Consider the following 21,212-nt stretch of genomic DNA (forward strand, 5'->3'; position numbering starts at 1 on the left):
ACAATAAGCACATCACCCAAGCAAATTGGGTCTACAATTATTTTTTAATAGCCAGTTAAAGGAAATAAAACACATGTCTGAATTTATTAAATCAAAAGCTGCCATTGCTTGGGGTCCTAATCAACCACTTAGTGTTGAAGAAGTTGATGTGATGATGCCTAAAAAAGGCGAAGTAATGGTAAAAATTACCGCTACAGGTGTGTGTCATACCGATGCATTTACATTATCAGGCCAAGATCCTGAAGGCATATTTCCTGCTATTTTAGGTCACGAAGGCGCTGGTGTTGTCTATGCTGTTGGCGAAGGCGTAACGAGTGTTGAAGTTGGGGATCATGTTATTCCTTTATACACTGCAGAATGTGGCGTATGTAAAATGTGTACTTCAGGTAAAACTAATCTGTGCTCAGCCGTGCGCGAAACACAAGGTAAAGGCCTAATGCCAGACGGCACTACACGATTTTTTAAAGACGGCCAACCAATTTATCACTACATGGGTACATCAACGTTCTCTGAGTACACTGTATTGCCAGAAATCTCACTCGCTAAAGTAAATAAAGAAGCATCACTAGAAGAGATTTGCTTACTAGGCTGTGGTGTAACAACAGGCATGGGCGCAGTTACCAACACGGCTAAAGTAAAGCCTGGCGACACTGTTGCTATATTCGGCTTAGGCGGTATTGGTTTGTCTGCGATTATTGGCGCAAAAATGGCCGGTGCTGGTCGTATTATTGGTGTTGATATAAACACCACTAAATTCGATTTAGCTACAAAACTAGGTGCAACTGATTTAATTAACCCAAAAGATTTCGACAAGCCAATTCAAGAGGTTATTGTTGAAATGACAGACGGCGGCGTTGACTATTCGTTTGAATGTATCGGTAATGTTGACGTAATGCGCTCAGCACTTGAGTGTTGCCATAAAGGTTGGGGAGAATCGGTAATTATTGGTGTGGCGGGTGCTGGCCAAGAAATATCAACCCGTCCGTTTCAACTGGTAACTGGGCGTGTATGGCGTGGTAGCGCATTTGGTGGTGTTAAGGGCCGTTCACAACTTCCTGAAATTGTTGAGCGTTACATGGCAGGTGAATTTGCTCTTAGCGACTTTATTACTCATACAATGGGCCTTGAAGATATTAATGAAGCGTTTGACTTAATGCACGAAGGCAAAAGTATTCGTACAGTCATTCATTACTAATAAACTGCATTCGTAAAATAGCTTATTAATAAGCCGTAATACTTTTAAGTTTACGGCTTTTAAGGATTAAGTATGTTAGAAAATATCTCAAGTGTAAAAGTGTCTGGCGGTTGGCATAAACAATATACTCACAGCTCGCAAAGTACACATAGCACTATGCGCTTTGCCGTATTTTTACCACCTGGCGCAAGTGAGACAAACAAAGTACCGGTACTTTATTGGCTATCAGGTTTAACCTGTACAGACGAAAATTTTATGCAAAAAGCCGGCGCATTTAAAAAAGCAGCTGAGCTGGGTATTGCTATTGTAGCGCCTGACACTAGCCCGCGCGGCGAAAACGTACCCAATGAAGACAGTTACGACTTTGCACAAGGCGCAGGCTTTTACGTAAATGCCACGCAAGCTCCTTACAACACTCATTTTAATATGTACGATTATGTTGTTAGTGAATTACCAGCACTTATTGAACAACATTTTCCGATTACAAGCACAAAAGCAATTAGTGGTCACTCTATGGGCGGGCACGGTGCATTAATGGTTGCACTTAAAAACCCGACTGCGTTTGTAAGTGCCTCGGCTTTTAGCCCTATTGTAAATCCGATTGAATGCCCTTGGGGTGTAAAAGCATTTACTGGCTATTTAGGAAATGATAAGGCGCTTTGGGCACAATATGATAGCTGCGAGTTGATGAAAAACGCAGAGCAAGCTCATTACTTACCCATGTTAGTGAGTCAAGGTGATGCTGATGGCTTTTTACAAGAGCAACTTAAGCCAGAAAACTTAGTCGCTATTGCTGATAAAAAAGGCTACCCGCTTACACTTGAAATGCAAGCAGGCTACGATCATAGCTACTTTTTTATAAGCAGCTTTATTGACCAACACTTATTATTTCATCATCAGTTTTTAACTGCATAGGCTCATTAGTGTGTAGGGATGACTTTTCTAACTCTACACACTCTTTCAATACTTTACTCACTTGCCTGCATACTTGTACCGTATTGTTATTGCCCTTACCTTTAATAAATTCAACTATAGCCATATCGGCTTCAACACCGAGTTTAGTAAAGCTAAACCCCTCTTTATCTTTTACAACAGGCCCCGCATTTACTGGGCCAGGTTGAGAGCGCGCTGCCCCATCTAAAATTATACCCGCAGCAGCGCAACCAATTAATACATTTGAAAATAGAATAATCAATAAAGTACGCATTATTAACCCCACCAATATAATTACCTAAATTATATACAATTTAAAAATAGCATTGTAAAAAAATGTAAGCCTTAGTGCTTAAATTCACGTATGAACTCTTTAATAAAACCAATTAATTGCAATATAAATATAATTAAAAAAGGAAGCGCTCCAATAATAGCAACGCTTCTGTTTAATGGTTCATTGTTTTGTACTAACAAAACAAAAGCGCATAAACCTAGTGCAAACGACCAAGCATACAAGCTCCATGTTTGAGCTTCACTTGCACCACTTAATTGGCGAATAACCAAAACAGCAGAGTCTGCTGATGTGGCTACAAAAATGAGTAGAAGCAATAAACTTGACCAAATTAATAGACCGGCTTGCCAGCCTAATTGCTCGAAAAATACAAACAGCCCTTGCGTATAATCGGCTTTAATAGCCTCTAAAATGCCTGCATTGTGAGTTTGATCCCACGCAATTGCAGAGCCCGAAAACACACTAAACCATATAATAGTCACAAAGGTTGGTACAAATACGACACCTAATATGTATTGCCAAACCGGCCGTCCTTGGCTAATTTTTGCCAAAAACACACCAACAAACGGACCCCAAGCTAACCACCAAAAATAGTAATTGTATGTCCAACCTGTTGCCCATGCTGGGTCATTAAGTACGCTTTCAAACTGCCATGTACCTGTGGTTATGAGCTGAATGTAATCCCATGTACCGCCTATTGCTATATCTATAATTGGCTGTATAGGCACAAAAATTAATAGCCATGCTATAAGTGCAAATGCTAAAAACACATTAAATTTACTAAGAGTTTGAATTCCTTTTTTAAGCCCCAACTTTGCAGAAATAGTATAAAGCAGCGCAATTAAAAAAATAATAATAAACCCCGAAAATAAAGCAGACTCAACCCCTAGCTCAAGCTCGAGCCCTTTACGCAGTAATAAAGTTGAATTAGCAATTGTGCCCACGACACCAAAAAATATTGCAAGTATGGCAATTAATTTAATGCTAAAGCTCAACTGTAACTGCCAAGCCCGATTAATAACGCCTTTAGTTGCACTGATCACAGGAGCACTAATATCGCCCGCTGTACCACTATTGCGAGTAAGCCCACCTAATACCAAGCCAAATACTGCATAGAGCGCCCATGCATGCGCGCCCCAATTAACTAGTGTAAGTGCCAAACCACTTGTTTGGTGGTTGGGATACAAGCTTTGCTTTAAAGGCGAATTAACCGTGTGTAGTGCAGGCTCTGCTACTCCCCAAAATATAAGTCCTGAGCCCATTCCTGCTGCAAACAACATAGAAAGCCAACCAAAGGTACTAAACTCAACAAGTGCTTGCGCTCCTCCTATTTTTCGTTGCCCTAATGGGCTTATAGCAATAGCTATCACGGAAAAAAGTAACAAGTTTACCAATATAAAAAATGGCGACCCTAAATAACCTAAAATTTTATTAATAGCGGGTTGTAAGTGCTCTGTGAGTAATTCAGGAAATAAAAAAGCAATAACAGATAACCCAACGCAAAATAGTAAGGCTGTTTTTTCAAGCTTAGTGGGCGTGCTTAATGTTTTATTTAAAGGCAAGAGATTCACATAGGTGTCTTTTAGTCTGGATAAAAGAATACGGGGCTTTAAAACTCAGATCAAATTAACTATTGCGTAAAATAGTAATAAAAACATGTAAAAGTTTCCTCAATAATTCTTGTTAAATACAGGTCTTAACAATAACTAATTGATTAATAGTCATTTATACCATGGCTTGCTGTTTGCTTATTATTAACAAAGTTAACCAGCACAGGCTCAATAATGGAAATTGATTTACAGTGGAATGAAATCATCGATAACTTAATACACTTAGGTATTGCATACCTACTTGCACTACCCATGGCATACGACAGAGAGCGTAGTAATGATGGCGCAGGCCTTCGTACCTTTCCTCTTGTTGCTGTTGCATCGTGTGGGTATGCATTAATTGCTATGTCGGTTTTAGATGGCGCAGAAGCTCAATCAAAAATGTTGCAAGGCATCATTACTGGTATTGGTTTTATTGGCGGTGGCGCAATTTTGAAAAATAACAAATCAACCTCCGGCACAGCAACCGCAGCAAGTATTTGGAATATGGGTTTAATTGGTATAGCTGTAGCCTACAGCCGCTACGAAATAGCAATTTTACTTGCCATTATTAACTTTATAACGCTTAGGTATGTAAAAAAGTTTAAGTAACAGTTTTTTTTAATAAGTATTGCAGCAAAATTCCAATGCATTATTTGAATAGCCAAAACTTATTAATGCAATAACTCCCCATAATTTATATGTGGGGAGTTACAATTTTTATAAAAAGCTTTCACCGCTTTGCTTAAGTGTAATTGTTTGTGCTTGAGCGCTTTTTATTAATAATCCACAACGCAAATCATTTTTCGAAATAACAATTTTATCAATTGTATTAGTGTCATAGTCAACGACTTTGTTTTCGCATCTAAGTTGCACTTTGCTCAGTGGTAATTCTGATTCTAATTTAACTTCAGACTTCGACATCATAGGCATTACAGCTTGTTCTGAAGCTAAACTAAATTGTTGCTTAATATCTCCCGAGTTTTTATAAATATCGTTCACTTGAGTTAACAACTGTTCCTTGTTTTGCTCTGTAAAGGTTATGGATTCAATATTGCCTAGTGCATCTATTGCATCATAAGCACGTACATAATCTTGTTTTGATATAAACCACTGTAAAGCGTTTTTAATCACACGTTTTTGAATTTGATCCGGTAGATTAGCTCTAAATAAAAACGCTTCGTAGATATGCTGATCAAAGCTCTTCCAGTCTTGCACAAAATAACTGTGCTGGCTTTTAAGCCATGCAAGCAAAACAATCTCAACCGTATTTTTTGTATGTTCATTTTCTAATTCATCGATACGGCTTTTAGCTTCATCGTATTTCTTTTCGTCGATTAATTTACTAGCTTGCTCATAATCATTAAAAAAGCCGCGAGACGCTTTATCGTTTGAAAAATTAATATGTAAATTTTGCGAACTTACAGTAATGGTTTTTGCTACAGGGATAGTCTCACCATTTAATTTTGCACTTTTGTAGTTGAGCTTAGACACGTAATCCATTACTTCTCTTTGGTACTTTTTTTGCCCAACCGTAGCTACAATTTCTATATCACTAACCTGCCCGCTTTTATCAACCACGTAACTGCTCAAATTAATCCCCTCTAACCTCGAAGCGCGCGAAGAAGTATTAGTGAGCTGATCGTAGTTTTTATTAATCACTTCTGCAGGAACAAAGTCATCTGCAAAAACAGAGAGTTGAGTAAAAGTACAAGTTAAAGAAAGCGCTAATATGAGTTTTTTCATCAGTTTTATCCATCCTAGATAGTGTTTATATAATAGAAACAAACGTTCAAGATAAAAGCAAGTGTAAATACAAAAAATTAGTTCATTTAATGAGCTTCACTTAGAAAAAACTTAATAGATAAATATATTTGAGGCATTAAAAAAGGCGCTTAAAAAGCGCCTTGCTAACAAGTATGTGTGCTTAAAACATATCTTTATAGGAGCAATGACCTTAAGTGCTTGAAATCATTGATTTTCTAAAGACTTCTTTTTTAGTGGGGTCATCCAGCGCCCAAACTGGTTCAGCATCGGGGATGAATTTGCCATACACTTTACGAATCATTGCGGTGTCAATATGCCCTAAATGGGCGGCTACTGTCGACTCAGGTTCACCAGCTTTTAGCATCCAACTGGCGAAGCTATGTCGAGTTGCATATGGTCTCAAGTAGGCTAAGCCAGCCTTATCAAGTGTCTGCTTCCAATGTTTCTGCGTGAACAGTCTCGACGTTGTGTAAGGGACTCCCCTGCTCGTCACCCATGCTCTCTCGGAATCGTGCGTCTGCAATTCTAGTTCTAAGGCCAATCTCGCGGAAGATGGAAGGTAGATTTTCCTTGCTCGGCCACTCTTCGGTGATTGCTCTGCCCCTGTTTGGGTTAAAGTGCGTTTCACAGTGATATACGGTAGACATACGTCCTCCCTCCTTAGTGCTGATGCTTCGCCTGGTCTTAATCCTGACCAGAACATAAATGTGACTAATCGCTTACGACTTTCGCTGTTGAAGGCCTTCGCTATCCGTTCGGCTTCATCAATTGTAAAGACCTCAGTCGAGTCTATGCTCTTGTGAAGTCCCTCCATTGTTAAGGCCTTGGACTTTGACTCCACGCCGTCCAGCATACGGCCAAAGTTATCGGATTCGATAACTAATGACCTAACTGCTCGTGTAATGGCAAATCGAACAAGCCACAAGCGGAACGATGCGAACTCTGTTGAGGGCGACATTTTAATTATATCGTCGCGCAAACGCATAGCCTCTGTGGGTGTAATATTTGCCGCGTCTATATGCCCGAAATGCTCAATTACCCACTCGGCCCTAATGCTGTACGTATTATGAGTAGAGCCTTTGACCTTGCCACGTTTGGCCTCAATGAAATGCTCACGAATAATAAACTCCAACCGGCGCTCGTCCTTTTTCAAACTTGGATCATTTGGAAAGTACCGAGATAAATCAAATTGACCAAGCGTAATGTCACGCCTTATAGCGTTTAGCATTTGTTCGGCAGCCTTGATATTTGCCTTAGTCGGTGGTATTCCTAGCGTTCGTCGCCACTGGTTCTTTTCATTTGGTGGGCGAAAAGCAATGCGTAGTTTGTCTCTATGCACTGTTACACCCTTGGGTAAATCTAAATCACTCATACGGCTATACTCCTGATAGTGATTACCCCCCACCGAGTAGGTTAAAGCACGGGGATCATGGTGTCTATTTGTTTGGGCATAAAAAAGCCCCGCCTATTGAGGCGGGGTTATTAAACCAATCGGTCTATTTGAGAGCTTTTTTAATCATAGCGTGTAGCTCGTCATCCCATTTTGGCTTTGAACTCTTAACAAGCTTTTCAGACGCAAACAACGCGATTTTTACAAGGAACTCTGTAGTTACTAAGCGAGTCATCAAGAACGCTAACAGTTTACTCAGCATTGGTCTCTACCTGAATTACGGGCACAGTTTCCACAAGCTCTGCCAAACTTTGACCTTCAAAACCGACACGTTTAGCGATTGTGCCCAACACTTCACTTAGGCCTTTGGCCTCGTCCAGTGAGTCAAGAACACGTGCTTTTAGTCGCATGATTTCTGCTTGTGCATTTTGCTGTTCTTCCATTATTACTCGACTCCAATTACTTCTAGTTTGCAGTGTGTTTCCGCTGCTGTTTCGGCGGTTAGGCCCGTGTACGTCTCAGAATCTAATGTGTAGCTAGCGAAATCTGAGTTGTAAGTAGTAGGGTCAATCAGAATATACGGCGGTGAACCTGCGTCCTTATCTTCCTGAGCAGGCCAATAGCCAATGCGGTAGTTAAGACTAAAGTTAGCTGTCTCATTGTTTACAGTGCCGATAGCCTCACGAATGTCATACGTAAAGTTTTCGCCAGTGTTCGCGGTGAACTCTGAACGAAGAACTTGGAATACTGCTGCTGCGAACGTAGTGCCTTGCGGGTCTGTGAATGGTGCTGTGAACATTTTAGAACCTCTTGTTGTTATTGAGCTGCGAGTATAACGTGTTACTACTAACTAAAATAGTAGTAACACTGTTAAACCTATTTAAAAGGAAAGTCCGTTTTTACGCGGGCAACGGCCTCTAGCCAGTTGTCCTTAGCTTCATCAGTCTGGTCAAACTGCCACTCCATGAACAGCTTATCAGTTAGGACATAACCCTTTTGACGAGCCTTGACCATCTTAGCGTTATGCGCCTCGATGGTTGGCACAACAGCCCCCCACGTATCGGTGTTTGGGTCATAGATTTTACCCATGTACTTGAACGTGGGGTCGAAATCTATTTCGTACCAATTTTCTAAGTCTTCTGGTACAGGCCACACTTGAACTGACCTACACGTTGCAATATCGACATACGCCTTATCAAACACTTCTTCGGTCTTCGGGGCATGATTAACAATCATTATACTTTCTCCACAATGTTCACGCCCCATATACGACGGATAAGGCTGTTTTCGCCGCGCTCGATAAGACTACGCTTACCTTGCAGCGACACACGCCAGTATTTATCGTAAAGCGGGCTAGATAGCATGAATTGCTTATCATCAAATTTACCTACGTCGGCTGTTATCGTGTACGTAGGGATCAAAGTAATACCCATAACATCGTCATTATCTTCTGAACCTTCAACGGCCAAGAACTCGTATTTGTCGTAGTCGTCAGCCAGCGTAATGTTACCATTCGCAAGACCCGCAGCGTTGTAGTAAAGCGATGTGTAATCGTACTTCATTTCAATACGCTTGAACGCAGGCGAACTACCCGTGAAGCTACGTACCAAAATAGCCATCGAAGTACCACTAAGGCGAGTTACACGTATGGTGTACCTCTGACCACTTGCTGCATAGTTATCACTGATTTGGTCATCAATATGTATAGAAGAACTTCCTTCCCAACGACCATAACTAGGTGAGCCATACTCGTTGTCTAGATGCTGAAAAGATGTGCCTGTGTAGGTACGGTTAACGATTCGAGTATTGGAAGTTGTACCTCGGAAAACCTCTATGCGCCAGTTAGGTGTCGAGTAGGCTTGTTTTCCTGATCCGTTATGGTAACTCGTTGAGCCACTTACAACCCATGAGAGATTAACCTTTCCACCTAGAACTGTTATAGCGGGCAGTACGTAAGTACCCCCCGTGTTCAAGGATTTATCAGTACCACTTTGCGTACCACCTGCCACAGTACCCACGTAATACGGGTTTATCTGTCTACGAGCCTCGTCTTGGATGGACTCAATATCAACCGTGTTTTTAGATAATTTACCATCAAAGAAACCGTTACCCTTTGTATCCACATAGAATATTGGCGAGATTTCCTTGCCTGCTGAGTCAGTCCTAGATAAAGCTATAGGGCGCACAGCATCAGGGGCGATTTTAAGGCTAGTGTATGAACCACCATTGTTTACTAGGCTATTAACCTGTAGGTGTCTTGCGTTGATAGCGCCCGCACCAATCCAGCTAGCCGTGATAGTGTTTTCAAGCCCAGCAGGCGGCGTAGATGGGAGGAAGTCATCGTACGTAATAACCCTTGAGATGACACCCGTAGTAGCTTTAGCATTCACGACCCCGTTAAAACGGGCATGCCCATTCATCGCTAAGTAAGTACCAATAACGCCATTTTGCTTGAGAACGAGTTGGTGTTTATTACCACCGTCTATTTCACTACCGTAGTGGTAGCCAAGCCCATAATGTTTAGCGTGAGTACGCCAGTCAGATCCGATAGTCCATATCATTTGATCCTTGCTAGAGCCCAATGTTGCGTAGTAACCAACGATGCCCCCCTCGCCCGTTGGATTAGTGCTATAAAGCTGCTGCTTAAAGCGGATACCACCATCCGTGTTTATTGCCTGTAATGAGTTAGTGCTTGATGAGAATAAAGCTTTGCCCCCATAGGTGCGAACCCATTCGCTGTCGATCATATGGAGGCCGCCACCGTGCGAACTAAAGTAGATACCGTCGTCACTGTTAGTCCTTATCCATGTGTCACCACTATTTATAAACGTGTGTGCCCCTCGTCGTAACCCCCCATTAACGTCAACCACGCCATTAACTATAAAATCGCCATTACGCCTGAACGCCGCTATATTGCCTCTGTCTCCCCCTGCTATGCTATATGCACCGCCCGCCGTACTTGTCTGAATGCGCAGCTCGCCCTCGTCGGCATTAGCCTCAAAGCGAAACGACCCCTTAGACGCGTTCTTACTTACTATGGCTACGTTTGCGTTGCGCGTTGGGTGCTTAAAAATACCCGCTACTTGGTTAGAGCCTATGGATGAAGCCTCTGCTATGAGCTGCCCTGTAGTAACTACCGATCCCTCATTATTTATAAGTGTCCCGCGCGTATGGTGGGTAAGTCCCTTGCTTCCTGTTATAAAACGAGCTATGTCACCCGTTCCCGATTGGACGGCGTAGAACGCTGGGTTGCTAGAATCACGATGCACGTACAAATAATCACTTGTCGGAGATGTCGTACCAATCCTTGCGAACGAGGTTGCATGTAAACCATCAAGTTTATCAGCATCTAGGCCTGATCCACTGCCCATATTATCCGTGTGGAAAAACTCTTGCCATCCACCGCTGCTACCAGAGCTGACGCGCTTGAACATCATACGGTTAGTGTGGAATGAACACGCTATATCGAAGTAATAGCCCCCACCATTCGCATGGTTAGCGGTGATATGATACCACCAATCATTTGTGGGGTTTTCCAAGGCAGTGTTGTCCGTACCCTCACCACCGCCCCCCGACACATTAGAGGCTTGTAGTCCTGAGCGACCATACACCACCTGATTATCGTACTCTAGGAGGTCAGCCTTAGCAGCTGTGTCATATTTGCCCAGATACTTTGAGTCCGCTTCAGACTTTATAGCGAAATGACTAGTGTTGCCCGTATGGTATATATTATTGCCGCGATACTTTATCTCTGACATATCAAGCCACAACACGCTAGTTAAACCCGTAGTCACGCCTTGCTTGACACCGCTACCTAGCTCAATGCTCATAAACGGATTACTACTAGAGTCCGTGTTGACCTCAATACGCGCGGCATTACCATCCATCATCGGTCTACCGTTGGCGTGGTTAAACGCTACGTTTGCGTTACCATGTCCATCGTTAGCGGCTAATGCGACTTTACCGCTCATAACGCCAACAATGCTACCCGATGTAATTGCGTCACCTGAGGAAGGGAGATAGCGGCCATTCGCCTCACTTTTAGAGTACACATCAACAAAATCACGAACAGCAGCCATGTTAGAGCAGAATCGAATGTAGTTGTCAGTCGTACTATGCCTAAAGGCAATTGCCCCATGTATAGAGCTGTCATTTTGGTACGTAGACCTGAACAAACGACTTGTCGTGTCACCGTTTGAGTTACGCAATGCAATCGAATTAGCCGCGCCTGATGATGAAGCAGATTTGCCAGCTAGCTTGTCAGCATTTGCCGCTGTGGCGGTTTTGCCTAGATACTTGCTGCCTAGCGATACGCCATTTTCATAAAAGTTAACTGAGTGGACTTCTTTAAACTTCCACGAACTTGTGCCCAAGTTACTTTTGTTATTAGCATACGGCAGTAAGCCCGCACTAGTTGTACGCACCCAACTATTTGAGCTAGCAGGATTGTTAGCAGGAAACATGCGCGGGTATGAAGAACTGCCCGATGTGTCGATACCCAAATAGCTTGGCTGCTCTTTTACATCTTTCCAGCGAACGTCTGTTATGAACCCACCACTTGATACCGTTGGTTCTGAAACACTAACAGCAAAAAACAGCTTGTCAGCATAATTGTAAGAGACAACACTTTTAGGATTAAACGTAATGTTCGAGATGGTGAACTCGTACGTGTACTCTAATCCTTTAGTCGGCGCGGGTAAGATAACTTGTTCCGAGAAGTTAAACGATGTGCGGTAAAGTCTGTGACCACCTTCCTCTGTTGAGTAATTGATGTTAGCTGACAGACGAATTGTGGCTTTACCCACTGTAAAGTTATGCGCCGCGCCGTTTAGCTTCATTGTCACATCAAATGCTACGTCTTTAAGGCCTGCTTCATTAGGGCCACTAACACTAAAGTTCATCTTTTGGGCGCTACCACCCGACTTAAGAGCGGGAACTGAGATTTTCTTGTTAAACCCAACACCCTTTGAAGTAACAGATTGTGTGCCCCCTAGTACGACACCATCAGGGCTAACACGTACTATGCCATCTTTAAACGCAGGGTCAATCATGTGTTCGCGGATTGCACCAGGCGGCATAGTAATGTCGTCCGAAAGTATAGCAATACCATCAACCGCTAAACGCCCACTGTCGATTGTTTCTGCTGATAATTGACGAATAACGGCTTCGTCAAGGTACATGTAGTTACGGTCTTCTGAGAAGTAGAACGGGAACTTAGACTTGTCCAATTCGCTACTACCATTCCAGTTAGGCGGCACGATAGCAATTTCATCCGCTTGGAAGTAAAGCTTACCACCCGCGTCCACACCACTGCCTTTAGACAGTAAATGAACACCCGATACTTTACCGTTAGCATCAGCTTTGATTACACGTTCGGCCTTAAGGACATTCGTTTGGGTATCTGTGTATGCACGGGCTATATCTTTGGCCGAAGCCACTGCCTTACCTTGGCTAGCATTCACCGACTCAATACGACTAGCATTAGCATTTGACGCTGTTTCGATAACACTTACGCGACTGTCAACGGCGTTAACCTCTGTAACATCACGGATTTCTAAGTATTCAATATCTACTACAGGTGAGCCTTTGCCAACATGCGAAGCGATGAACATAAGGCGCACATAGCGCGTACCCTCACGAAAGTTTCGTGAACTCATGCCAACGCCCGTCATTATGGCCGAGTATTCGCGCCATGTTCCATCGGTCGGTAATATCTTAGGTGATGCTGCGGCGTAAAGGTACGTTCCAGCTCCACCACTAGGGCGAGCGACTTCTTTTTTGTTTGCATCATAAGGCGCAACACCCGCATACAAACGATTTGAGTTATCAGACGAGTTTACCGCTTGGCGGGCACGTACACGGATCTCATAACTACGGTCTGGGTTAACTTGAAAGAACTCACGGGAGAAACCATCGCGAGAACCCGTAACTCTAAACCCTGCTTTAAGGTTCGCAGCACCCGAATCCGCGCTACTATCCAAGGCTGAGTGGACATCTGGGACAACATTGTTAGCTGAATTAAGCGTGTATTCTGACGACTTGGCCGCAATGCTTTCGACCATTGATATGCGGCGCGCTTTGTCCAAATCAGATGTTTCGAGAGTAGACACACGATTAGTTGCGGCATTAACTTTACTGTCAGCCGAGTTCGCTTTGGCCTGTGCCTTAGCTGCATTCGATACACCGGTATTTGCGGTGCTTTGTGCTGTATTTGCTTTGCTGACACCACTAGTCGCTTTCGTTTCAACAGTGCTTAAACGTGATGCGTGTGTTGTGCTGGTACTTTCCAATGTAGACACACGATTCGATACCGCAGTAGCATTTGTTGTTGCTGTATTAGCTGTGCCCTGTGCAGCTTCTGCCGCGTCCTGTGCCGTGTCCGCTTTAATCGTTGCGGTGTTAGCCTTACTTTGTGCAGTGTTCGCTTTACTGACACCAGTAGTCGCTTTTGTTTCTACAGTGCTTAAGCGTGACGCATGAGTTGAGCTTGTGCTTTCCAGCGTTGATACACGGTTCGTTACCGCAGTAACCTTAGTGTTTGCGGCATTCGCCGTATTTTGTGCCGCATTCGCTTTACTGACACCACTGTCCGCTGTGTCCTGTGCATCATCCGCTAGGTTTTTAGCTGTATTAGCTGAACTCTGTGCTGCATTCGCTTTACCCACGCCACTGTCTGCCGTGTCCTGTGCATCATCCGCTAGTTTTTTAGCTGTATTAGCCTTACTTTGTGCAGTGTTCGCTTTACTGACACCACTATTTGCTGTGCTTTGTGCCGCATTTGCTTTACTGACACCCGTAGTCGCTTTCGTTTCTACAGTGCTTAAACGTGATGCATGGCCTGTGCTAGTTTCTTCAAGAGTACCAACACGGTTCGTTACCGAAGTTACCTTAGTGTTTGCTGAGTTAGCTGTACCTTGCGCTGCATTAGCTTTACTTACACCACTGTCCGCAGTGTCTTGCGCCTCATCTGCTAGGCCTTTAGCTGCGTTCGCTTTAGAAACACCACTGTTTGCTGTAACTTGTGCTGCATTTGCCTTACTCACACCACTGTTAGCAGTACTTTGCGCCACATTTGCTTTACTTACGCCACTCTCCGAAGTGGTTTCAACACTAGTGAAACGTGTTGCGTAGTCTTCGCTCGTTTCTTCAAGCGAGGTGACACGGTTCGTGACTGTATTTACTTTACCATCAGCCGAGTTCGCTTTGGCCTGTGCAGCATTTGCTTTACTTACGCCACTGTCTGCCGTGTCTTGTGCATCATCTGCTTTAGTGGTTGCAGTGGTTGCCTTAGTCTCAACATTAGTTAAGCGCGAAGCATGACCGGTACTCGTTTCTTCAAGCGTTCCGACACGGTTCGTTACGGCCGTTACTTTAGTCGTTGCCGAATTAGCTTTGGCCTGTGCAGTATTTGCTTTGCTGACACCACTGTTCGCCGTAGACTGAGCCGCCGCTGCTTTACCAACACCCGAATCCGCTGTGTCTTGTGCGTCATCAGCCTTAGTAACCGCTGTAACTGCTGTGGTTTCTACTGTAGATAAACGGGACGCATGACCTTCGCTGGTTTCTTCCAACGTAGATACACGGTTCGTAGCGGCTGTTGCGATAGTGGTTGCAGCATTCGCTTTGGCCTGTGCCGCATTCGCTTTGCTAACACCACTGTCTGCCGTGTCCTGTGCATCATCCGCTTTAGTAACTGCGCTAGTTGATTTGGTCTCAACATTAGTTAAACGTGACGCATGGCCTGTGCTAGTTTCTTCAAGTGTTCCAACACGATTCGTTACGGTAGTAACCTTCGTATCAACCGAATTAGCTTTAGCTTGTGCCGTATTTGCTTTACTAACACCTGAGTTAGCTGTGCCTTGTGCCGCGTTCGCTTTACTGACACCACTGTCCGCTGTGTCCTGTGCATCATGTGCTTTGGTGGTTGCCGTCGTTGCTGTGGTTTCCACATTGGTTAAACGTGACGCATGGCCTGTGCTGGTTTCTTCAAGCGTTCCAACACGATTCGTTACAGAGGTTACTTTAGTGTTCACTGCGTTGGCTGTACCCTGCGCAGCACCAGCGTCTAGAACACCACTATCAGCCGTGGCCTGTGCCAAGTCTGCCGCATCTTGAGCATCATCTGCTTTAGACTCTGCGGTAGTCGATGTGGTCTCAACATTAGTTAAACGTGACGCATGGCCTGTGCTAGTTTCTTCAAGCGTACCCACACGATTCGTTACTGACGATACTTTTGCTGTAGCTGAGTTCGCTGTGCCTTGTGCCGTATCGGCCTTAAATACACCACTATCTGCCGTGGACTGAGCGGCATCTGCTTTAGTAACGGCACTCGTTGATTTGGTTTCAACGTTAGTTAAACGTGACGCATGGCCTGTGCTGGTTTCTTCAAGACCTGTGACACGACTCGTTACGGTCGCTACCTTAGTGTTCGCCGCATTTGCTGAGCCTTGTGCGGCATCTGCTTTAGTGACTGCGCTCGTTGATTTGGTTTCAACATTAGTTAAACGTGATGCATGACCTTCGCTAGTTTCTTCAAGGCCTGTGACACTGTTCGCTATAGTTGCCACTCTCGTATTTGCTGCGTTTGCTGAGCCTTGCGCGGCATCTGCTTTATCTACTGCGGTAGTTGATTTGGTTTCAACATTAGATAAACGCGACGCATGACCCGCGCTAGTTTTTTCAAGCGTAGTAACACGTGCTTTACTCGCACCATCGCTAGTCTCAAGAACAGTTACACGTTGGGCTTGTTCATCCGTCGTTGTCTCAAGGTCAGTGATAGCCGAACCATGCGAACCCGTTAATGATGAAAGACCTGTAATGTCGTTCTGAACGTTACCGATTGCGGTAGCAGCCGATGCAATTTTAGAATCAGCCAATGCAATATTAGACGTAAGGCGCGTGTCCGTAGACTTAATAGTTGCGTCTAGCCCTTCGACAGCCGTATCAATGCGCGACACTCCATCTGTAATGCGCTCGTCAGTAGTTACAATAAGGGCATTAGCTTTATTTAGCGATACAGTGAAGTTATGTTCCGCAGTCGCAAGTGCCGAGGCTAGGCCACCATCTGCGGCTTTAAGGCGTGACTCTACATCATCGACCGCGACGGTAATGTCATCTTGTTTGGTGAGTATTTCATTGAGGACTTCTGGATCAACGTCTTCACCGTCAGTGCCTTTGATTAGCGACCAATCGAAAATACTTGGGTCAGCTAGTTTGGGTTGTTCAGTAGTTTGGCCTACTGCGAAGCCTATATATTCTTTGCCCTCTGGCAATAGGCTTATGCCGTTACCTTGTTCATCATCAGCGTAGGCTTTCCACACATGGTAAGCGGGGCCTACGGCCTCTGCATTCAGGTCGATTACGTGCCAAGCACCCTCTAACCTAGAATAAAACGCCGTATGGTCAACCCATACCGCGTTTCTCTTAACTTTTACCGATGCGACTTGTTGCCAAGTCCCATTTACTTTTATAGCCGACATTGAAGATTTCCATTAGGGAGCTGCGACAATCCAAATGTCACCATCTTTACCCTGCCCCGCACTCGGCGCAGTGGTGGAAACGGTGACTCGATTCCCTAGCTTCTCTAATGTGTCACTGACTTGTGCTGCAAGTCGAGTGTTTGTGGTTGCTGACACACTGCGCATAATACCATACAACATGTTCGATTTAGTAATTAAGTTGTACGGTCTATCAATACGAATTGTAGAATCATCAATGACTTCGGTTACTTCGTAGACACGGTTATCGAGTGAAAACATATCGCCCTCAACAGGTCTATTTGCCGCTGATTTCCAATACGTCCCAACACCCTTTACCACATCGCTGTCTTTCGTCATTGTGATAACACCCGTTCTGTACCATCTGCTAGTGCTCATAGAAAATCTACCTCGTACATGTAAAGGCCTTTCACGCTATTGAACGTGTTGCCCGATTTGAATACGTCCGCAACAATCGCTGACTGCTGGACTAGAATGTTGTCGTTTACGTCTGGAACAAGAACAACGGCGAACGTATGTTCTGCGGTACTTGCAGGAATATTGCAGCCCAGCTGAACCGTTACCGAACCTTCTTCGTTCGCGTTATGTGAATGGAATTTTTGGACTACTGAGCCATCGAGCAACAGGTATACGTCAAAGTTACTTGATGAACCGCCACCGCCTTGATGGTCAAGTGCTATGCCGCTTACGACAAGAACCCGATCACTTTCAGCACCTATTACACCGGGCGACACTTTTCCTGAGATAAGGGCGAACTTCTCGTTTCTATGCACGGTGAAATCATCTTGGATAACAACAACTGTACGGTCTACAATATCGCCCTCGATGTTCTTGGCTTTCAACGTCCCTTCAATGGTGCAAGACTCGTCAATGCGGACGTTCTTCATGTAGCCGTTTGTCGCAGCCAAGTTGCCCTCAAAGAACCCGTCTTTAGCGCGCATTACACCTTCTTGCGTTACGCTAAATCGGCTACCGATACTTAGGCTAGCACCTTCGATTGAGCCACCCTTAATCTTAGGGGAGCTAAACGACAGGCCAACCTTTACGCGCTCTGCGGTGATGTTCGCTGCCAACAGATTATATATCTCAGCATCTTGGATAAATGCTTTGTCGATTATCGTTTTGCCATCTTTAATGATGAACGGGAATAGCTTTGACTCACCGCCCGTTACCGTAAATGACTGAGCATCAACAACGAAGCTAGTCTTGTTCCCATCGTTCAAGAACCCCACACCGCCTTGTAGGTCGCCAACCTTAGTTTTAACGCCCCATTGCGCGTTGTACTTGTTGCCCTCAGAAGCGGAGGCCGTTGCAAGTTGGTCTAACGTTACGTTCGTACCGTTGTAATCAACAGTGAAGTTGCGTAGAGACTGTGCAATGCCGCCCGTGCTACTAGACAGTACGGTATCGAACTCAGTAATCTTTGCCGATATTGATTTGCCTAGGTCGTTTTCCCACTTAGACTCAAGCTCTTGGATACGAAGAACATAGGCTTCGTCTGCATTTACCGCTGCATGAATGCCCCCCGATAGACGAGCGTAGTTCTTGGCGAATTGTTGCTGAATAGTCTCACTTTGCACATGTTTTGAAATAGCACCACTAAGCGCTTGTTCGGCCAACATATCGCTAACTGACGCGCTATCGCCTAGCAATGCCGACAGATTAGAGTCACCTAGGCCAGTGCCTTGAAGCGATCTGTTTAGGGTATCCAACACACTTAAGTCACTGCGCAACCATTTGAAGTTTTCGCCCTGTGCAATCTCATTGCTGTATTTAATTAATACCTGTTCAGGGGTATCGGACGTAGTGCCTTTTGTGCCCTCAGGTGATTGCACATCGCCTGTTACGTAATCACGGTTAACATGTCGAACCCAATAGATGAACGATTTAGAAGGTTCTACCATATCCGAGTAAAAGCCCGTCGATGACGAGCCAACAAACACCGCGTCAGCGAACACAGGCGTATCATCAATAGCATTTGCTAGGTCTACACGATAAACCTCTGTGAATGCATACCACGAAGCACTAGGCCTATCCCATTCAAGGCCTACCATGTTGAACATGCCAAACACTTCAACATTAGTCGGTATGCTAGGTCGAGGGTCATTGAATGCTGTGACGACACCCGATTCAGTCTTGGTCATTAGCTGGCGCATATCCACTGTGCCAACAGCCTGTTTAAAGTCACGGAACGTAACCGCTTTATCTAAAGAGTTGCCACGCCCCATGCCCGCTTGAATCTGTACAGTTTCACGCAGCGCCGAAAGGAACTGTTGGACAGAGCGGGATGCGTCGCGCGGAACAGGGGGTAAAGCACGGCTCATACAAGTTCCTCTGGCGCTTGGGCTAATTGAATATCACGTATTTCTAGCGGGACAGCTTGGCTAATTGGATCAACACCCACACGCCATCTGAACGCACGGCTATTGAATGGCAAGTAGAAGAACGTAGGGCTAGCCACTTCTTTCGTATAACTAACAATCTCGCCTGTAAGTGCATGGTCATACTCAACACGCAGACGTACGGGGTATTGGTTCGCACGTACTTTTGCAATGTTGAAACACGTTGGGTCGTTGAACACATACGTTTTTGAAGTCCACTCGACAGGCATAACAGCATCGCTACTAGAATCGAACAACATAAGCTCTCGGCTATCAGTGTCGATGTAAGCAAGGTCATTTGTTTCCTCAAGCTCAACGAATGATTCAGCGCTTATGTCAACGGTTCGTATGCCCGCATTTGGATTAATCGCATCGAACACAAACGTTTTGCCGACTGTTGGGCAGTGAACAAACACCTTGTTATCCGAGTTCGCTAATCGCATGGTAGATGGGTCAAGCGCGCGCCATTCGTCAGACTCGATAAAGCCCGTGCTAACGTTAGCCATTGAATAGCTTTCAATACGGAATAGGCCGACCTCACTCGCGAAGTAAACAGCCCCCGCCACCTCAGTCGAGCCGTGTGGACTTGAGCAAGGAACTGGATCAGCAAGTCTAGCCGCGTCCATTGACTCAGGGTGAACGCCTTGAATTATGTAGGGAACGCCCGTAGTTAACACAACAAGGTTTGAACCCGATGGTTGGATAGTCACAATGTCTTCTTGGAACACTTTGTAATACTTCACAGGCCACGCGTAGAAAGCTTCTGGCTCTGCAAAACATAAGATTCGTTTGTTATGGCCGACAAGTATATCCGCGCCCATGACTGCAATCTTTTCCATTGCGCCACTAGGGAAAAGCGCAGTATTGGTGTCAGGTGCGCCCACCCAATCCTCGTTGATAGGAGCATCAAGTAAGTCGCCACTGTACGCGCTATCCACATACGTTAACTGTGTGCTAGGAATTTCAGCAACGAACTGGAACACACTCTTGCCCGATGTGCCCAAGTTGGTTCGGTAGATACGGGTTTTAGCTGTTGTCTTGCGAAGTGGATCAGCCGAAAGTAAAGAGTCTGGAACATCTGGCAACGTAAGCGTAACCGCTGTTGTGTTTATATATTCCCACTCACGGATAGTCACTAAATCGGTCGGGGCAGACAGCGCACTTAATCTGCCCCACGCATCAACATAACAAATAGCGTATACAACTTCTGACAGGTCATACTCGCTAACCTCAGGGTCAGTGAAAGGACGAACGCCAATGATTCCATCGCCATTGCTGTCCGTTCCTTCTTCAAAGTCAGGCGGCATTTCTTCACTGCCATCACCATTCGCCACCGCTTCTGATACCCACTTTTCAGCATCACCCGTTGTCACTCCGACAATAGATAAAGGCACTGGAACATTGAGCGGATAAGAGGCCGCTGGGTATGGCCCTCCCCCTTCTTCTGCGTCCAAGTTGTATGCGACTTGTGGGTCAGTATCTTTTGAAGCTATAACAACAAAGTCGTACGCATCATTCTTAAGAGGCGCTTTAACCGCGTATGTAACTTGCGGCCAAGAGAACCATTCATTGCGGTACTTGAACATAGACTTAGCATTGCTGCGGCCATACTGCCCAAGCGACACAGGCATTGCCCACGGCTCAAGAATGCCCCGCTCAGATTTAGTATTATGCGATACGGTAGCGTAACCATCGGGCACTTGTTCATCATCAAACTTTGGTGCAGTGCCCAAGAACGCATTGAAGAGGATTTTCATTAGCTATATGTCCACGACACTGGTTCAGCCGACAAGCGCCAATCAATATGTAGAAAGGAGTTGCCAAAGCCGAAGCCCTTAGCGCCAAGCTTAAGTGCAAGCGCAACAATACGCATACGTTTAACACCCCATCCCACGCGAATGTCGAATGCCACGCCATTAAAATGTTGACCAGGCTTAGCCTTTCGAGCTTCGTCTGGGTGCTGCGCGCATCGGAACGCACTAGACAAGCCCAATGCGCCTACATCTTCACGTATTTTTTGCAGCATACTGAGTGCAAACGGGTCACATTCATTAGGTATTTCACCCTTACAAATGTCGCACGTGCATCGTAGTTCGCTAGCTGCGAAATGTTTTGTTTTTGGTTCTGCCACGATAATGCCCTATTAGTATTACTATTATGGCATTGTA

At 44.9% G+C, this 21,212-nt stretch carries 15 protein-coding genes; 3 read left to right on the forward strand and 12 right to left on the reverse strand.

The window, feature by feature from the left end:
• The first annotated feature begins 73 nt into the window (after positions 1-73).
• Together GQR39_RS05610 and fghA are read left to right on the forward strand one after the other, a co-directional pair.
• Positions 74-1,195, forward strand: a complete 1,122-nt coding sequence (locus tag GQR39_RS05610) for an S-(hydroxymethyl)glutathione dehydrogenase/class III alcohol dehydrogenase (protein ID WP_007375333.1) — start codon at positions 74-76, stop codon at positions 1,193-1,195.
• A 72-nt stretch (positions 1,196-1,267) separates the two neighbouring features.
• Positions 1,268-2,110, forward strand: a complete 843-nt coding sequence (gene fghA, locus GQR39_RS05615; RefSeq protein WP_121954832.1) for an S-formylglutathione hydrolase — start codon at positions 1,268-1,270, stop codon at positions 2,108-2,110.
• Here fghA and GQR39_RS05620 read toward each other — a convergent pair.
• Complete coding sequence (locus GQR39_RS05620; RefSeq protein ID WP_010554463.1) at positions 2,064-2,402, reverse strand: hypothetical protein; 339 nt, start codon at positions 2,400-2,402, stop codon at positions 2,064-2,066. The two genes, fghA and GQR39_RS05620, sit on opposite strands and share 47 nt — an antisense overlap.
• Before the next feature lie 71 nt (positions 2,403-2,473).
• Entirely contained in the window at positions 2,474-3,991 is a 1,518-nt protein-coding gene (locus GQR39_RS05625; protein WP_346774490.1) for a BCCT family transporter, read from the reverse strand.
• A 213-nt stretch (positions 3,992-4,204) separates the two neighbouring features.
• Between GQR39_RS05625 and GQR39_RS05630 the strand changes: the two genes are divergently transcribed.
• On the forward strand, positions 4,205-4,621 hold the full coding sequence (locus GQR39_RS05630) for an MgtC/SapB family protein (RefSeq protein ID WP_024590122.1): 417 nt from the start codon (positions 4,205-4,207) through the stop codon (positions 4,619-4,621).
• A gap of 108 nt (positions 4,622-4,729) precedes the next feature.
• Here GQR39_RS05630 and GQR39_RS05635 read toward each other — a convergent pair whose 3' ends face one another.
• The 10 genes from GQR39_RS05635 to GQR39_RS05680 all read right to left on the reverse strand — a co-directional run bounded on the left by GQR39_RS05635 (position 4,730) and on the right by GQR39_RS05680 (position 21,175).
• Positions 4,730-5,755: an energy transducer TonB gene (locus GQR39_RS05635; RefSeq protein ID WP_165727436.1), complete on the reverse strand. Its 1,026-nt coding sequence runs from the start codon at positions 5,753-5,755 to the stop codon at positions 4,730-4,732.
• A 211-nt stretch (positions 5,756-5,966) separates the two neighbouring features.
• A complete protein-coding gene (locus GQR39_RS05640; RefSeq protein WP_165735016.1) occupies positions 5,967-7,148 on the reverse strand; it encodes a tyrosine-type recombinase/integrase in 1,182 nt (393 codons plus the stop codon).
• Positions 7,149-7,417: 269 nt separating this feature from the next.
• On the reverse strand, positions 7,418-7,609 hold the full coding sequence (locus GQR39_RS05645; protein WP_165735017.1) for a hypothetical protein: 192 nt from the start codon (positions 7,607-7,609) through the stop codon (positions 7,418-7,420).
• Positions 7,610-7,611: 2 nt separating this feature from the next.
• Positions 7,612-7,965, reverse strand: coding sequence for a hypothetical protein (locus GQR39_RS05650; RefSeq protein ID WP_165735018.1), 354 nt, complete (start codon positions 7,963-7,965; stop codon positions 7,612-7,614).
• Positions 7,966-8,042: 77 nt separating this feature from the next.
• Positions 8,043-8,402, reverse strand: a complete 360-nt coding sequence (locus tag GQR39_RS05655; RefSeq protein WP_165735019.1) for a hypothetical protein — start codon at positions 8,400-8,402, stop codon at positions 8,043-8,045.
• On the reverse strand, positions 8,402-16,645 hold the full coding sequence (locus GQR39_RS05660; RefSeq protein WP_165735020.1) for an alanine-zipper protein: 8,244 nt from the start codon (positions 16,643-16,645) through the stop codon (positions 8,402-8,404). Before GQR39_RS05660 ends, GQR39_RS05655 begins: the two co-directional genes overlap by 1 nt.
• A 12-nt stretch (positions 16,646-16,657) precedes the next feature.
• Positions 16,658-17,041, reverse strand: a complete 384-nt coding sequence (locus GQR39_RS05665; protein WP_165735021.1) for a hypothetical protein — start codon at positions 17,039-17,041, stop codon at positions 16,658-16,660.
• The gene (locus GQR39_RS05670; RefSeq protein ID WP_165735022.1) at positions 17,038-18,987 is read right to left on the reverse strand and encodes a hypothetical protein; all 1,950 of its coding nucleotides are present in this window, start codon (positions 18,985-18,987) and stop codon (positions 17,038-17,040) included. Before GQR39_RS05670 ends, GQR39_RS05665 begins: the two co-directional genes overlap by 4 nt.
• Positions 18,984-20,801: a hypothetical protein gene (locus GQR39_RS05675; protein ID WP_165735023.1), complete on the reverse strand. Its 1,818-nt coding sequence runs from the start codon at positions 20,799-20,801 to the stop codon at positions 18,984-18,986. The genes GQR39_RS05670 and GQR39_RS05675 overlap by 4 nt, the downstream gene beginning before the upstream one ends.
• The gene (locus GQR39_RS05680) at positions 20,801-21,175 is read right to left on the reverse strand and encodes a D-Ala-D-Ala carboxypeptidase family metallohydrolase (protein ID WP_165735024.1); all 375 of its coding nucleotides are present in this window, start codon (positions 21,173-21,175) and stop codon (positions 20,801-20,803) included. The genes GQR39_RS05675 and GQR39_RS05680 overlap by 1 nt, the downstream gene beginning before the upstream one ends.
• Between the last annotated feature and the right edge of the window lie 37 nt (positions 21,176-21,212).

The sequence above is a fragment of the Pseudoalteromonas sp. C8 genome (assembly GCF_011378685.1).
GTDB classification, from domain to species: Bacteria; Pseudomonadota; Gammaproteobacteria; order Enterobacterales; family Alteromonadaceae; genus Pseudoalteromonas; species Pseudoalteromonas arctica.